The organism is Klebsiella sp. TF21-TM, assembly GCF_019753495.1.
Lineage (GTDB): Bacteria > Pseudomonadota > Gammaproteobacteria > Enterobacterales > Enterobacteriaceae > Klebsiella > Klebsiella quasipneumoniae.
The window spans coordinates 123,608-140,066 of record NZ_JAIJYL010000013.1 but is presented as its reverse complement, the minus strand read 5'-3'; the positions used below and the strand labels follow the sequence as shown (position 1 = coordinate 140,066).

Here is a 16,459-nt window from a genome sequence, read left to right as displayed (position 1 = left end):
AGCAGGAACGTCTCACGATGTCAGGCCGCCAGCATGGGCGGCCTTGTCGCTTATTGCGGATAAGGCACCCAGCTTCCGCCATTCAGCTGGACATACGGCTTGCCCTGATACTGGATAACGATGGCGTTGGCGTTTTCGGACACCGCCGCGCTCTGCGGCAGGTTGGCGACATACTGCTGCCAGTTGACGCTCTCTTCGCTGAACATTTTGCCGTCGAGGGCGCGCACCACCAGCTCCGACACCGCCAGGTAGCTGCTGGGCTGATCGATGATAATCGGCGCGCCTTCATGCGGCGCCTTCATGCCGAAGAATTTCACCGCCGTCGGGACGTTAGTGATCGACGGGCTCGGGATATCACGCAGGCCAGACACCTGCATCTTATCGCCCTTCAGCGCGCCGCCGTGTTCCGGCACCACCACCACCATCACCTTCCGCCCCGATTTTTCCAGCTCGGTGAAGAAGTTATCCAGGTCGTCAAACAGCTTTTGCGCGCGCACTTTGTAGTCCGCGGTTTTGCTTTGTCCCGGGAAGTGGTTGCCGTCATGCAGCGGCAGGGTGTTATAGAAGGTGGCGCTCCGCGGATTGCTGCTGGCCTCTTCGGTCTTCAGCCAGCGGTTGAGGACCGCCAGATCCTCGTACACCGGCGAGCCGTCAAACGCCTGCAGGCTGACCGGCAGACCGCTCTGGTCCATCAGCGGGCTCTGCATGCCGCCCAGTGAACGCAGCTCTTTCAGGAAGTCGCCGAACAGGCCGTTGTGGCCGAGCATCAGCTGCTGGTTGAAGCCGAGTTTCGCCAGGTTTTCAAACAGGTAGCAATCGGCGCCGGACGGCTGATACAGGTTGGTATGCGACAGCTGGCCGCAGCTGGCGCGCAGCAGGCGCACCGCCGCCGGTCCGCTGTAGGAGGTTGCGGAGTTAAAGTTTTTGAAGACGATATCGAAATGCTTCCACAGCGGGTGGTCCATCAGCCCGGCGGCTTCAATATCCGACCAGGAGAGCGAGCAGATATTGATCACCAGCAGGTCAAACGGCTGCGCATCCGCCGGCAGCTGGTCCGGGAACGGCGTCTTGCGCTTCTGCTCGGCGGCATAGAAACCGTTCAGCCAGTTGGTGAGGTTGGCCGAGGTCGGCGGCTCGGTCTGCGGCGGAATATCGCTGCTGGCCGGGCTGGCCGGGCTGGACGCGGCGCCAGCGGCGGCGTTGGTCCCGACGTTGGCCGGCGCGGTGGCGGCGGCGGTGGTGGGCTGACCGGCAGGCCAAATGGTAAAGGCCGGCAGCAACGGGCTGACCGCCTGCCAGACGACCATCGCGGAGACAAACACGGTAACGCGCAGCCACTGGCTGATAAACAGCCATAGCACCAGTAAAACAAAGAAGGCGCCGACCATGCTCCAGTTGATAAAGCGGACAATCAGATCCCAGATATAGCTGGCGCTGAAGCCGGCGATTTGCGAGCCCTGGCTAAGCAGCGTCTCCGGCCCGGGCAGCCAGGTATCATGCCAGAACAGCGCGAAGCCGAGCGGAATGGCGATCCAGTGGCGGATGCGGTGCAGCTTTTCACGCGGGATCGGCACCAGCAGAAAGGCGAGAAACACCAGGTTCAGCATCGGGTGGAAATTGAGATACCCGGCCCACAGCAGGGCAAACTTGACCAGAAAGTATAAGTTCCAGCCGCCAAGGCCGCGCCAGTACTGCCAGAGCGGAAGCGGTGCCGCGGTCGTTTTTTTATTTGTCATTTATTCGCTTTGCCTTGCTTAACCGTTGTTCCCCGGCGTAATACCCCTGCCGGTTTCACGTAACGGGGTTTAAAGAACATCAATCTTAACGTCGTGCGGATCCGGCGCTGATAGTGGCGCGTCAGGTAGCCCAGCGGAAAAAACAGCAGGGCGCAGAGCACCACCAGTTGCAGAATATCGGCGATAGACATCATCAGGCTTGCTCCTCACGGGTGGTTAACCGGTGTGGTTCGGGATAGCGTCGCCAGTGGCGTCCATCATGGGTGGCGTTGATGGTTTCGTTTTTACCGACCGAGAGGGGCAGCGGCGTGTTCCAGCGCGCCGGCTCGACGCCGCGCATGATCACGATTTCCGAGAGGATCTGTTTGTCTTCAAACCACACCATACGGTTAGAAAAAATATCGCCGGTCGGCAGCGGGAAAATATGATTTAGCGCGGTGTCGAGGTCATTGATTCGGCAAAATGATAAGAACAGCACCAGCCGGTTATTGCCGATGGTCATGATGTCGCCCATCCGGTTGGGTTTGCATAACGTCAGCGCCTGCTCGACGCGCAGCCCCGGCGCCGGGCGCAGGGCCACCATCACGCCTTTGCTGTCGGCCGGCAGCAGGGTATTGGTCATCACGTTGTGCACCGCTTCGCAAAAGGCGTCCCATTTCTGATAGCCCCGCAGCTTTAACGGCTGGCTCCAGGTGAGCAGGGTGGCAAAATCTTCCGGGATACGCCGGGAGAACTTTTGGTTCTGTACGCTTTCAATCAGCGTCAGGCAGCGGGAAAGCGACGCGCTGTTGGGGATCACCAGGCTGGCGCCGCTGCTGAGCAGCAGCCGCTCATCGGTCGCGCGCAGGCTGGGGGTTTGTTCGCGGACAATAATTTTCAGCGCGGTGCCGCGCTGACGACGCAGGGTATGAATATAGCGCCCCAGCTGTTCAATTTGCGTATTCTGGGTAATGGAGAAGAGGATCGTCGCCGCCTGCGCAGTGCGCCCGGCGTTGAAGACCTCGTCATTGGTATCGAACAGGGTCCAGTATTCCGAGAGCGGCGGGGCGCCTTCGAGGACGCGCACATGGCTGAGGATCGCTTTTTCGTCGCTACGCGGCTGCACGCTGGTTTCAGCATCCTGCGCTAATCGCCAGCCGGCGTCGTCGTGTTGCACCATCAGCTGCTGCTGGGCGCTGATGCCTTTATCGCTTCCCCACCAGGCAATATCAAAAAGATGGCGGTCGCCCTGGTAGCGAATACTTGCCAGACCGGAAAGGGATCGGTACGCGCGTAATAACGGGGTGAGCTGCCGATCGATATCCTGGGCGGGATTGATCGCTAAGAACGTGCAGCGATGATATTGCGCCCAGCGACTGGTTTTTTCCACCCAGGCGCATAACTTTTCATTATTTATATTTTGCCAGGCATTTTCAGCGCATAGCAGAATAAACAAATAATTGCCAGGCTCGAGGGAGCAGACTAAATCACGATGTATTTCTTCCAGCGCCTCCGGGCGATTCGGCAGGGTAAACAGCGCGATATTATTCGGGCCATGAATGCTATCTAATGAAATGATATCATCAGGTTTATCACCCATGACCAGCGCGGCAACTTTGCTGTTTTTCGCCTGCGCGGCCAGCGTCTGATTAACCAGACTGACGGCATCGGCATAACGGTCAACGTTGAGCCACCATACCCCGCCGACCGGCATATGGCACACTTCATCCCATAATGATGAAATACCCAAAGTAAATACACTATCCACGGCATCCCTCGTGCGCCCTGATTCACACTGGATAAGTTTACTAGCGAAACTGACAGAGTAAACCTAACATTGAAATTAAAGGTCATCAGTTTTAGCATGTACACCTGCTTTTTAAGGAAGCGCTGTATACGTCCTCTGGTTTAATAATAAATTTCGAACGGACAGAGATATGCCAGCAAAAGATCCTGTCGTACCCACGGACGCCACGCTGGGGTACACCTTTCAAAATGATTTTTTGGCGCTAAGCCGGGCATTTTCCCTGCCGGATATTGCTTATCATGATATTTCGAGGCGTGAACAGCTGAACGCAGCGCTGAAGCGCTGGCCGCTGCTGGCAGAGTTTGCAGAGAAAAAATAAGGAAGCCGGAGATGGCTATTCTGGGATTACAGGGCGTGCGCGGGGGAACTGGCGTCACGTCCATTACGGCTGCACTCGCCTGGGCGCTGCAATTGCTCGGTGAAAGCGTGCTGGCGATCGACGCCAGCCCGGATAATATGCTGCGCTTTTTTTTCAACACCGATATCCATCATCAGGACGGCTGGGCCCGGTCGCTGCTTGACGGCCGTGACTGGCGCGACGCGGGTCTGCGCTATACGCAACATATCGATCTGCTGCCGTTTGGCCAGCTCAGCGCGGGCGAAAGAGAAAACGTCGACCAGCTGCTGCCCACCCTGGGCGCGATGACGGAGGCGGTACAGCAGCTGCAGGGCCAGTACCGCTGGCTGCTGCTGGATCTGCCGGCGGGCTATTCGCCGTTGACCCGCGAGCTGCTGACGCTCTGCGACCGCTCGCTGGTGGTGGTCCATCCCGACGCCAACAGCCATATCCGTTTGCACCAGCAGCCCTTTCCGGCCAACAGCGATATTCTGATTAACGATCTGCGGGTCGGCAGCCAGCTGCAGGAAGATCTCTATCAGCTGTGGCTCGAGAGCCAGCCGCGGATCCTGCCGGTGACCATTCACCGCGACGAGGCGATGGCCGAGTGCCTGGCGGCGAAACAGCCCCTTGGGGAGTATCGCCAGGACTCTCTGGCGGCGGAAGAGGTGCTGACCCTGGCGAACTGGTGCCTGATCCACTATGCCGGCGGGAGGCCGGTATGATCCGCCTCAGCACGCTGCTGTTGGCCCCGCCGGTGGGGGAACGGCTGCGCGCGCGCTATGACGACTACCGGCAGCATGGCGCCTCCTGGCTGTCGGCGTCGCTTGGCTGCCTGTGGGCATCGCTGGTCTGGGCGCTCATGCCGCTGGAGACGCCGCGCTGGCAGGCGATTCTGGCGCACCATGACACCTATTTCCCCCATATTAATCCGCACCGGCCACGGCTCCTGGATCCGCTGCGCTATCTGTTGCAATCCCTGTGGCTGCTGGCGACCCGCGTGCCGGAGCCGGAGAAAAAGGTCAACTGGCGTTCGCTGGCGGCGCTGGAAGGGGTGCACGGTCGCTACGCGCAATGGATGGAGAAACTGCCTGAGCAGGTTAACGCCCGCACCCGCCATCTGGATAAACAGAAAGAGCTGGCGCACCTCAATCCTAAACTGCGCCGGGCAATCCTCGGAGTGGTGACCTGCTGCTCGCTGGTGCTGGCGCTGATGTGTATTACGCAGCCCTTTAACCCGCTGTCGCAATTTATCTTCCTGATGCTGCTGTGGGGCGTGGCGCTGCTGGTGCGGCGCATCCCCGGCCGCTTCTCGGCGCTGATGCTGATCGTGCTGTCGCTGACGGTCTCGTGCCGCTATATCTGGTGGCGCTACACCTCGACGCTGAACTGGAACGACCCGGTAAGCCTGGTGTGCGGGATTATTTTGCTGTTCGCCGAGACCTACGCCTGGGTGGTGCTGGTGCTGGGCTACTTCCAGGTGGTCTGGCCGTTGAACCGCCAACCGGTGCCGCTGCCGGAGGACATGGATCTGTGGCCGACGGTGGATATCTTCGTCCCCACCTACAACGAAGATCTCAACGTGGTGAAAAACACCATCTATGCCTCGCAGGGCATCGACTGGCCGAAGGACAAGCTCAACATCTGGATCCTCGACGACGGCGGACGGGAAGCGTTTCGCCAGTTTGCCAAAGATGTCGGGGTGCACTACATCGCCCGTACCAGCCATGAGCACGCCAAGGCCGGTAACATCAACAATGCGCTGAAATACGCCAAAGGGGAGTTTGTCTCGATCTTTGACTGCGACCACGTGCCGACGCGCTCGTTTCTGCAGATGACCATGGGCTGGTTCATGAAAGAGAAAGAGCTGGCGATGATGCAGACCCCGCACCATTTCTTCTCCCCAGACCCCTTTGAGCGCAACCTTGGCCGTTTTCGCAAAACGCCGAACGAAGGCACCCTGTTCTACGGCCTGGTACAGGACGGGAACGATATGTGGGACGCCACCTTCTTCTGCGGCTCCTGCGCCGTGATCCGCCGCGGCCCGCTGGATGAGATTGGCGGCATCGCCGTCGAAACGGTGACCGAAGATGCCCACACCTCGCTGCGCCTGCACCGGCGCGGCTACACCTCCGCCTATATGCGTATTCCGCAGGCGGCGGGGCTGGCGACGGAGAGTTTGTCGGCGCACATTGGCCAGCGCATCCGCTGGGCGCGCGGCATGGTGCAGATTTTCCGTCTCGATAACCCGCTGTTTGGCAAGGGGCTGAAGCTGGCGCAGCGCGTCTGCTACGCCAACGCCATGCTCCACTTCCTCTCCGGTATTCCGCGCCTCATCTTCCTCACGGCGCCGCTGGCCTTTTTGCTGCTCCATGCCTATATCATTTATGCGCCGGCGCTGATGATCGCGCTGTTCGTGCTGCCGCATATGATCCACGCCAGCCTGACCAACTCGAAGATTCAGGGCAAATACCGCCATTCGTTCTGGAGTGAAATCTACGAGACGGTGCTCGCCTGGTATATCGCGCCGCCCACCTTTGTGGCGTTGATTAACCCGCATAAAGGCAAATTCAACGTCACCGCGAAGGGTGGGCTGGTGGAAGAGGAGTATGTCGACTGGGTGATCTCCCGGCCCTATATCTACCTCGTGCTGCTCAACCTGGTCGGCGTCGCGGTGGGGATCTGGCGCTTTATATACGGCCCGGAAAACGAAATTCTCACCGTCTGGGTGAGTATTGTCTGGGTGTTCTACAACCTGATTATTCTTGGCGGCGCGGTGGCGGTCTCGGTTGAAAGCAAGCAGGTCCGCCGGTCGCATCGTGTCGAAATGAGCATGCCGGCGGCCATCGCCCGCGATGACGGCCATCTGTTCTCCTGCACCGTTCACGACTATTCCGACGGCGGCCTGGGGATCAAAATTCACAGCGACGCGCAGGTGCTGGAGGGGCAGAACGCCAGGCTGCTGCTCAAACGGGGACAGCAGGAGTATGTCTTCCCGGTGCGGGTCGCGCGGGTAAACGGCAACGAAGTGGGATTGCAGCTGCTGCCGTTGACCAACCAGCAGCATATCGATTTTGTGCAGTGTACGTTTGCCCGCGCCGATACGTGGGCGCTTTGGCAGGATAGCTTCCCGGAAGATAAGCCGATGGAAAGCCTGCTGGATATCCTCAAGCTGGGATTCCGTGGTTACCGTCACCTGGCGGAGTTTTCGCCGCCGTCGGTGAAGGTCATTTTCCGCGCGCTCACCTCGCTGGTGGCATGGATAGTGTCGTTTGTACCCCGACGCCCTGAACGCGCCGCGCCGACGCTCTCCGCAGACCCGGCAATGGCTCAACAATGATGATAATGCGATGAAAAGAAAACTTTCCTGGATGTGTGCAGTAGCGGTGGGCATGTGCAGCTGGTATCCGCTGGCCTCTTACGCGGCGCCGGCCGCCGTGGTGAACCCGGCTCCTGGCGTTCAGCCGCAGGCGGCCACCCCGCCCGCGCCGGTGACGATTGGCGAGCCGACGGCGACCCTCGCCGAACCGACCGCTCCGGCGGTGGTCGCCGAGAATATCCCGCAGCGGGAGGTGAAGCTGACCTTTGCCACCATCGCGCCGCCTCCGGGCAGCATTGTGCTGCGCGGCTCACGGCCTGACGCCTCGGTCGAATTCGGCATGCGCAGCGATGAGCTGGTCGCCAACGCGCTGCTCAATCTGGAATATACCCCGTCGCCCTCGCTGCTGCCCGTGCAGTCGCAGCTGAAAGTCTATCTCAACGATGAGCTGATGGGCGTTCTGCCCGTCACCAAAGAGCAGCTGGGGAAAAAGATCCGCGCGCAGCTGCCGATTGACCCGCTGTATATCACCGACTTCAACCGCATACGGCTGGAGTTTGTCGGCCACTATCGCGATGTCTGCGAAAACCCGGCCAGCAGCACGCTGTGGCTGGACGTCGGGCGCGAAAGCTATCTGGATCTCACCTACCAGTCGCTGAAGGTGCATAACGATCTGTCGCACTTCCCGGTGCCGTTCTACGATCCGCGCGACAACCGCCCGCTGACGCTGCCGATGATTTTCCCGGGTTCGCCGGCGGTGGCCCAGCAGCAGGCGGCGGCGATTATCGCCTCATGGTTCGGCAGCAAGGCCGGCTGGCGCGGCCAGCAGTTCCCGGTCTATTTCAACGAACTGCCGGATCGTAACGCCATCGTCTTCGCCACCAACGACAAGCGTCCGGATTTCCTGCGCGATCATCCGCCGGTCAACGCGCCGACCATCGAAATGATCGACAACCCGAACGATCCTTACGTCAAGCTGCTGGTGATTTTCGGCCGCGATGATAAAGACCTGCTGCTGGCGGCGAAGGGGATTGCCCAGGGCAATATTCTGTTCCGCGGCAGCAGCGTCACCGTGGACGGCATCAAAACCCTGCAGCCGCGGCAGCCATACGATGCGCCAAACTGGGTGCGCACCGACCGCTCGGTCACCTTTGCTGAGCTGAAAACCTATGAACAACAGCTGCAGTCCAGCGGGCTGGTGCCGGATGCCATCACCGTGGCGCTTAACCTGCCGCCGGATCTCTATTTGCTGCGGGCCAACGGCATCGATATGGATCTGAAATATCGCTACACCATGCCGCCGGTGAAGGACAGCTCGCGGATGGATATCAGCCTTAACGACCAGTTCCTGCAGTCGTTCAGCCTTAACAGCTCCCAGGACGTGAACAAACTGATCCTGCGCCTGCCGGTGCTGCAGGGGCTGCTGGACGGCAAATCGGAGGTCACCATCCCCGCGCTGCGTCTTGGGGCGGTGAACCAGCTGCGCTTTGACTTCCAGTACATGAACCCGATGCCCGGCGGCTCCATCGACAACTGTATTACCTTCCAGCCGGTGCAGAACCATGTGGTGATCGGCGACGATTCGACCATCGACTTCTCGAAGTATTATCACTTTATTGCGCTGCCGGACCTGCGCGTCTTCGCCAATGCCGGCTTCCCTTACAGCCGAATGGCTGACCTCGCTGACACCCTGGTGGTGGTGCCGAAGGCGCCGACCCAGGGCCAGGTGGCGACGCTGCTGCAGGCGCTGGGCGGCATCGGTTCGCAGACCGGCCTGGCGGCGATTAATCTGCAAATGACCGACGATGGCAACCAGATCAAGAATAAAGACGCGGATCTGCTGCTGATCGGCGCGATCCCCTCGTCTCTCAAGGACGATACCAAAATCAACCTGCTGGTCGAGGCGACCAAAAGCTGGGTGAAAATGCCGATGCGCCACTATGACCTGGCGAGCATTTATCCCGATGACGAGGCCCGCACGCCCAACACCCGCACCGACATCACCTCTTCCGGACCGATGGCGGCGGTGATTGGCTTCCAGTCGCCCTACAACGATCAGCGTAGCGTGGTGGCCCTGCTGGCCGACAGCCCGCGCGGTAATGAATTGCTGACCAACGCCCTCAACGACAGCGGTAAGCGGGCGGCGATGTTTGGCTCGGTGGCGGTGATCCGCGAATCCGGCGTCAACAGCCTGCGGGTGGGCGATGTTTACTATGTCGGCCATCTGCCCTGGTTCGAGCGCATCTGGTTCGCGCTCTCTAACCACCCGATACTGCTGGCGATCTTCGCCGCGGTCAGTATCGTGCTGCTGGCGTGGGTGCTGTGGCGCATGCTGCGCATTATCAGCCGCCGCCGCCTTAGCCTGGATGATGAATAAACGATGATGAAAGTACTTTGCGGCGCGGTGCTCTCCGCGCTGGTACTGGCGGCGGGCCAGGCGAGCGCCGCTTGCCAGTGGCCCGCCTGGGAGCTGTTTAAGAAAGCGTACGTCAGCCCCGAGGGGCGGGTGATCGACCCCAGCGATGCGCGCAAAATTTCCACTTCCGAAGGACAGAGCTATGGCCTGTTCTTTGCCCTGGCGGCCAACGATCGCGCGGGGTTCGACAAGCTGCTGACCTGGACGCAGAACAACCTGGCGGAGGGCGACCTGCGGCAGCATCTGCCGGGCTGGCTGTGGGGGAAAAAGGACGACGAACAGTGGACGCTGCTGGACAGCAATTCGGCATCCGACTCGGATCTGTGGATAGCCTGGGCGCTGCTGGAGGCGGGGCGCCTGTGGCAGCAGCCGCAGTACACCGAGACCGGGAAAGCGCTGCTGGCGCGGATTGTTGACGAAGAGACGGTGGCGGTGCCGGGCCTTGGCACGATGCTGCTGCCGGGAAAAGTCGGTTTTGCCGACGACAGCGGCTGGCGGTTTAATCCCAGCTATCTTCCGCCGCAGCTGGCCACCTATTTTGTGCGTTTTGGCGCGCCGTGGCCCACCCTGCGCGACACGAACCTGCGTCTGCTGCTGGAGACCGCGCCGAAAGGCTTTACCCCGGACTGGGTGCGCTATGAGAAAGGGAAAGGCTGGCAGCTGAAAACGGAGAAGCCGCTGATCGGCAGCTATGACGCGATTCGCGTCTACCTGTGGGTGGGCATGCTTCATGATGGCGATAAGCAAAAAGCGCGTCTGCTGGCCCGCTTTGCGCCGATGGCGGCGCAGACCACGGAACAGGGGGTACCGCCGGAGAAAGTGAATATCGCCACCGGTAAAACCAGCGGCCAGGGGCCGGTGGGCTTCTCCGCGGTGATGCTGCCGTTTTTACAGAACGACGAGGCCCGGTCGGTGCAACGACAGCGCGTCGCCGATAACTATCCCGGCGCGGATGCCTACTACAGCGCGGTCCTGACGCTGTTCGGTCAGGGTTGGGATCAACACCGTTTTCGTTTCACTGCGGGTGGCGAATTACAACCTGACTGGAACCAGGAATGCGCAAGCTCTCACTAAGTTTACTCACGCTGTCCCTCGGCGTTGCGCTGCTGCCGTTAGCGCAGGCGGCGACGACGCCCGCCCAGGAACATCTGCTGGAGCAGGTGCGCCTCGGCGAGGCCAGCAATCGTGAAGACCTGGTGCGCCAGTCGCTATACCGTCTGGAGCTGATCGACCCCAACAACCCGGACCTGATTGCCGCGCGGATGCGCTATCTGCTGCGCCAGGGGGATACCGCCGGGGCGCAAAAAGAGCTGGAGCGACTGACGAAGCTGGCGCCGGATTCCCCTGAGCTGAAGGCGTCGCGCAATGAGATGAAAAGCAACACCGGCGAGGGCCGTCAGGCGCTGCAGCAGGCGCGACTGCTGGGCGTGGCCGGGAAGGTCGATGAAGCCATCGCCGCCTATGAAAAACTGTTCGGCGGCGTGCCGGATGATGTCGATGCCGCTATTGAATACTGGACGCTGGTGGCGCGCCTGCCGGCCCGTCATAGCGAAGGCGTCAGCCAGCTGAAAAAACTGAACGCCAGCGCGCCGGGCAACGTCAGCCTGCTGACGGCGCTGGCGAAGCAGATGTTTGCCGATAACAAACCGCAGGAAGGGTTCGCCTATCTGGCGGAAATGGCCCGCTCAGCCTCAGGACGCGGTATCGCCGCCGATATGTGGTTCAGCGAAGTGAAAAGCATGCCGGTGAGCAAAGCCAGCGTGCAGGCGTTGCAGCAATTCCTGCTGCAGTTTCCTACCGGCTCGGTGGCGGCGAACGCCCGCGTCCTGCTTGACCAGCAGCAGGCGCAGCTGCAGGATCCGACGTTCCGCGCCCGCTCGGAAGGGCTGGCGGCGGTCAAATCCGGAAATACCTCGCAGGCGGTGGCGGATCTGCAGAAAGCCGTTCAGGCCGACAGCCGCGACAGCGATGCGGTGGGCGCCCTCGGCCAGGCCTATTCCCAGCGCGGCGATCGCGCGCGGGCGGTGGCCCAGCTCAATAAAGCGATTGCCATGGATCCCGACAGCCCGAATCGTGGCAAATGGGACAGCCTGCTGCAAACCAACCGCTACTGGCTGCTGATCAAGCAGGGGGATAACGCCCTGAAGGCCGGTCAGCTTTCACAGGCGCAGAATTATTATGCCCAGGCGCAGCGGGTCGATCGGACCGACAGCTATGCCGTGCTGGGGCTGGGCGACGTCGCGGCGGCGCGCAAGGCGTCGGCCGCGGCGGAGCGCTATTATCAGCAGGCGTTGCGCCTGGATCGCGGGAATAATCTGGCGGTGCGCGGCCTGGCCAACCTCTATCGCGCTGAATCGCCCGAGAAAGCCAGCGCCTGGATCGCTGGTCTTCCTGCCGCCCAGCGGCGCAGCATCGATGATATCGAACGCAGCCTGAACAACGACCGGCTGGAGAAACAGGCGCAGGCTCTGGAGAGTCAGGGCAACTGGGCGCAGGCGGCGGAAGTTCAGCGTCGGCGCCTGGCGCTGGATCCGGACAGCGTGTGGATAACCTACCGTCTGGCGCGGGATCTGGTCAGCGCCGGCGAGCGCCAGGAAGCCGATGCGCTGATGCGGGCGATGGTCAACCGCCAGCCGCAGGATGCTGAACGGATCTACGCCTCGGGGCTTTACCTGTCGGGGAACGACCAGGACGATCTGGCGCTGGCGCAAATCGCCGCCCTGCCGCGCAGCGCATGGACGGATAACATTCGTGAACTGGAGGCGCGTCTGCAAAGCGACCGGGTGCTGCGCCAGGCGAACCAGCTGCGCGACAGCGGCGAGGAAGCGCAGGCGATCGCCCTCATCAAACAGCAGCCGGCCTCGGTGCGCTATGACCTGACGCTGGCCGACTGGGCCCAGCAGCGCGGGGACAACCAGACGGCGATTGCCGACTATCAGCGGGTGCTGCGTCAGGAAGCCGACAACGGCGATGCGCGCCTCGGCCTTGCGGAAGTCTATCTGGCCGAGGGCGATAAACAGGCCGCCCGGGCGCAGGTCATGCAGCTGAAAGGCGCAGAGGCCGAATCCATGAATATGCAGCGGCGGGTCGCCCTGGCGCGAGCCGGCCTTGGCGATACCGCTGACGCCCAACAGATTTTTAACCAGATTGTGCCGCAGGCGAAGGCGCAGCCGCCCTCGATGGAGAGCGCGCTGGTGCTGCGCGATGCCGCGCGCTTTGCCACCCGGAACGGGGAGCCGCAGCAGGCGCTGACCCACTACCGGGAGGCGATGGTGGCCTCCGGCATCACCCCCGCACCGCCGCAGGATAACGATACCTTTACCCGGCTGACGCGCAACGACAGCCGGGATGACTGGCTGAAGCGCGGGATCCGCAGCGATGCTGCCGACCTTTATCGCCAGCAGGATCTGAACGTCACCCTGGAACACGACTTTTGGGGATCCAGCGGCACCGGCGGCTATTCCGACCTCAAGGCGCATACCACCATGCTGCAGGTGGATGCCCCGCTGGCGGATGGCCGGATGTTCTTCCGCACCGACCTGGTCAATATGGATGCCGGCAGCTTTTCCACCCACAGCGACGGGAGCTACTCGCCCAGCTGGGGCACCTGCGGGGAGATCGCCTGTACCAGCGGCAGTAAAAATCAGACCGACAGTGGGGCCAGCGTGGCGGTCGGCTGGAAGAATGACACCTGGAGCGGCGATATCGGCACCACGCCGATGGGCTTCAATGTCGTCGATGTGGTCGGCGGCCTGAGCTACAGCAGCGACGTCGGGCCGGTGGGATACACGGTCAACGTGCACCGGCGTCCCATCTCCAGCTCGCTGCTCTCCTTTGGCGGGCAGAAAGACAGCAACAGCCATACCGGCACCACCTGGGGCGGCGTTCGCGCCGACGGCGGCGGTGTGAGCCTCAGCTATGACCGGGGCGAAGCGCACGGTATCTGGTCCTCGCTGGGGGCCGACTCGCTGACCGGTAAAAACGTGGCGGATAACTGGCGCGTGCGCTGGATGACCGGCTACTACTATAAGGTGATTAACGAGAATAATCGTCGCGTCACCGTCGGCCTCAACAATATGATCTGGCACTACGACAAAGATCTCAGCGGTTACACCCTCGGCCAGGGCGGCTATTACAGCCCGCAGGAGTATCTCTCGTTCGCTGTGCCGGTGACCTGGCGTCAGCGCACGGAGAACTGGTCCTGGGAACTCGGCGGATCGGTCTCATGGTCCCATTCGCGTACCCAGACGCAAGCCCGCTATCCGCTGCTGAACCTGATCCCGTCCGACTACCGGCAGCGCGCCAGCGAACTGACGGAGGAGGGCGGCAGCAGCCAGGGATTCGGTTACACCGCCAGAGCGCTGGTGGAGCGGCGGGTGACCAGCAACTGGTTCGTTGGCGCCGCGGTCGATATTCAGCAGGCGAAGGACTACACCCCGAGCCATGCGCTGCTTTACGTGCGCTATTCGGCGGCCGGCTGGCAGGGGGATCTGGATATGCCGCCCCAGCCGCTGGTGCCTTACGCCGACTGGTAGCAGAATAGGCTGAATTACGTCACAGAGCACCACTCCACGGCGCGCTTCGCGTATACTCGTGAGGCGTTGCCCACCGTCGGCCGCCGGGGAGGTCTCTCCGGCGTCTGCGCCACCGCGCGGAGCTATCCCGTCACTTCATCCCTCGCGGGCGTGGGCGAAGGATTTAAGTATATAATCAGCCTGAAACGACCGGGATTGAAGGATTAATGCCGGGTATGCATTCAGTATCAGTGGAGAACACCGTTGCGCGTCAGCCGTTCACTTACAATCAAACAGATGGCGATGGTCGCGAGCGTGTCCATGGCCTTTGTATTGGTTTTTTGCACTATTTTGCTGTTTCACTTTGTGCAACAGAGTCGCTTTACCACGGCCACGCAGTTAGAAAGTATCGCGCGATCCGTTCGCGAACCGCTGTCTGCGGCTATTCTGAAAGCCGATATTCCGGAAGCGGAAGCCATTTTAAGCCGTATCCAGCCTGCTGGCATCGTCAGCCGGGCGGATGTCGTCTTGCCCAACCAGTTCCAGGCGCTGCGGATGCGGTTTATCCCTGAGCGGTCGGTGCCGGTGACCATCACCCGGCTGTTTGAGCTGCCGGTGCAGATTTCGCTGCCCATTTATTCGCTGGAGCGGCCGGCCAACCCGCAGCCGCTGGCCTATCTGGTGCTGCAGGCTGACTCCTATCGCATGTATAAATTCGTCATGAGCGCCCTTGCTACGTTAGTGACTGCTTACTTACTTCTGGTGCTGATGCTAACGGTGGCGCTCACCTGGTGCATCAACCGGCTGATGGTTCGCCCCCTGCGGCGTATCGCCCGCGAGCTGAACGATCTCTCCCAGCAGGAGCGTCTTGGCCATCAGCTGACCCTCCCGCGCCTGCACCATGACGACGAGATCGGCATGCTGGTGCGCAGCTATAACCGCAACCAGCAGAGCCTGGTGCGCCAGCATGATGAGCTGTCCATCCAGTCGACCCGCTTCCCGGTCTCCGAGCTGCCGAATAAAGCCTTTTTGCTGGCGATGCTGGAGCAGACGGTGGCCCGCCCGCAGAGCGCCGCGCTGATCGTCGTCGCCTGTGAAACCCTGCAGGACGCCGCCGGCGTGCTCAAGGAGAGCCAGCGCGAAATGCTGCTCCTGACGCTGGTGGAGAAGCTGCGCGCCGCGATCCCGCCGCAGATGGTGCTGGCCCAGGTAAGCGGCTATGACTTCGCCATTCTCGCCGATGGCCTCGCCGAATCCTGGCAGGCGGTGACGATAAGTAAGCAAGTGCTCACTATTATTAATGAACGTTTACCGCTGCATGGTCTGCAGCTGCGGCCCTACGCCAGCGTCGGGATCGCCATGTTCCACCCCGGGCTCAGCGCCGAACAGTTTTACCGGCGCGCGGTCTCGGCCGCGGTCACCGCAAGACGCAAAGGTAAAAATCAGATTGAGTTCTTCGATCCCGAGCAGATGGAAAAGGCTCAGCGCCGCCTGATGGAAGAGCACGAAATTATGACCGCCCTCGACAACCAGCAGTTCGCGATCTGGCTGCAGCCGCAGGTGGCCTGCGCCAGCGGCGAGCTCTGCGGCGCCGAGGTGCTGCTGCGCCAGCGGCAGGCGGATGGCAGCTGGTCCCTACCGCCGGCGCTGATTGAGCGCATTGAGTCCTGCGGGCTGATTATCCCGGTCGGCTACTGGGTGATGGAAGAGGCCTGCCGCCAGCTGGCCGCCTGGCAAAGCCAGGGCATTATGCTGCCGCTGTCGGTCAATGTTTCCCTGCTCCAGCTGCTGGAGCACGACCGTGGCGAGGAGATGCTGAAGCTGATCGCCCGCTACCGCATTGCGCCGGGCACCCTCATCCTTGAGGTGACGGAGAGCTGCCGGATGGACGATCCGCAGGATGTGATGGCGCGGTTGCGGCCTCTGCGCGAGGCCGGCGTGCGGATTGCGCTGGATGATTTTGGCATGGGTTATGCCGGGTTGCACCAGCTGCAGCAGATGAAGGCTCTGCCGGTGGATATTCTGAAAATTGATAAGGTATTCATCGATATGCTGCCGGAGGATGTCAGCATGGTGCCGGCGATAATCCAGCTCGCGCGCGGCCTGTCGCTGCGCATTGTGGCGGAAGGGGTGGAAACGGAAGACCAGTCTCGCTGGTTGCAAGCCGCCGGCGTCGAGGTGCTCCAGGGCCACCTGTTCGGTTGCGCTTTACCGCAGGAGGCGTTCAGCGCCCGCTATTTATCTCCGGTCCGCGAAGATGCAAATTTGTAAATGTTTTGTTGACTTGTGCGAGTCAGCTCAAAGATTTTAACAATCGCGTTGCACTTTCGGCGTTAGTTATTTCTGAAATG

General features: G+C 61.3%; 10 protein-coding genes. 7 read left to right on the top strand and 3 right to left on the bottom strand.

All coding sequences use genetic code 11. The features are described from left to right. Positions 1-50 precede the first annotated feature (50 nt). Genes bcsG through bcsE form a run of 3 tightly spaced genes read right to left on the bottom strand, consistent with a single transcriptional unit; the run spans position 51 to position 3,483 of the window. A complete protein-coding gene (bcsG, locus tag K5R89_RS14560; protein ID WP_048298548.1) occupies positions 51-1,736 on the bottom strand; it encodes a cellulose biosynthesis protein BcsG in 1,686 nt (561 codons plus the stop codon). Beyond that, positions 1,733-1,930: a cellulose biosynthesis protein BcsF gene (gene bcsF, locus K5R89_RS14555; RefSeq protein WP_004204976.1), complete on the bottom strand. Its 198-nt coding sequence runs from the start codon at positions 1,928-1,930 to the stop codon at positions 1,733-1,735. Before bcsF ends, bcsG begins: the two co-directional genes overlap by 4 nt. After that, positions 1,930-3,483, bottom strand: coding sequence for a cellulose biosynthesis protein BcsE (gene bcsE, locus K5R89_RS14550; protein WP_023291298.1), 1,554 nt, complete (start codon positions 3,481-3,483; stop codon positions 1,930-1,932). The genes bcsF and bcsE overlap by 1 nt, the downstream gene beginning before the upstream one ends. A gap of 169 nt (positions 3,484-3,652) precedes the next feature. On the opposite strand from bcsE, the gene bcsR reads away from it, so the two are divergent. The 7 genes from bcsR to hmsP all read left to right on the top strand — a co-directional run bounded on the left by bcsR (position 3,653) and on the right by hmsP (position 16,379). Further along, positions 3,653-3,841 (top strand): cellulose biosynthesis protein BcsR, encoded by a 189-nt coding sequence (bcsR, locus tag K5R89_RS14545; RefSeq protein WP_048298546.1) that lies wholly within the window; start codon positions 3,653-3,655, stop codon positions 3,839-3,841. An 11-nt stretch (positions 3,842-3,852) separates the two neighbouring features. Further along, positions 3,853-4,584, top strand: a complete 732-nt coding sequence (gene bcsQ / locus K5R89_RS14540; RefSeq protein ID WP_023291296.1) for a cellulose biosynthesis protein BcsQ — start codon at positions 3,853-3,855, stop codon at positions 4,582-4,584. Beyond that, positions 4,581-7,199, top strand: coding sequence for a UDP-forming cellulose synthase catalytic subunit (gene bcsA / locus K5R89_RS14535; RefSeq protein WP_049013020.1), 2,619 nt, complete (start codon positions 4,581-4,583; stop codon positions 7,197-7,199). Before bcsQ ends, bcsA begins: the two co-directional genes overlap by 4 nt. Before the next feature lie 10 nt (positions 7,200-7,209). Next, complete coding sequence (gene bcsB / locus K5R89_RS14530; protein WP_032429225.1) at positions 7,210-9,555, top strand: cellulose biosynthesis cyclic di-GMP-binding regulatory protein BcsB; 2,346 nt, start codon at positions 7,210-7,212, stop codon at positions 9,553-9,555. Positions 9,556-9,558: 3 nt separating this feature from the next. Further along, a complete protein-coding gene (gene bcsZ / locus K5R89_RS14525; RefSeq protein WP_101989348.1) occupies positions 9,559-10,668 on the top strand; it encodes a cellulose synthase complex periplasmic endoglucanase BcsZ in 1,110 nt (369 codons plus the stop codon). Next, positions 10,650-14,129, top strand: a complete 3,480-nt coding sequence (gene bcsC, locus K5R89_RS14520; protein WP_101978229.1) for a cellulose synthase complex outer membrane protein BcsC — start codon at positions 10,650-10,652, stop codon at positions 14,127-14,129. The genes bcsZ and bcsC overlap by 19 nt, the downstream gene beginning before the upstream one ends. A 243-nt stretch (positions 14,130-14,372) precedes the next feature. Further along, positions 14,373-16,379, top strand: a complete 2,007-nt coding sequence (gene hmsP / locus K5R89_RS14515; protein ID WP_064154933.1) for a biofilm formation regulator HmsP — start codon at positions 14,373-14,375, stop codon at positions 16,377-16,379. Positions 16,380-16,459 lie beyond the last annotated feature (80 nt).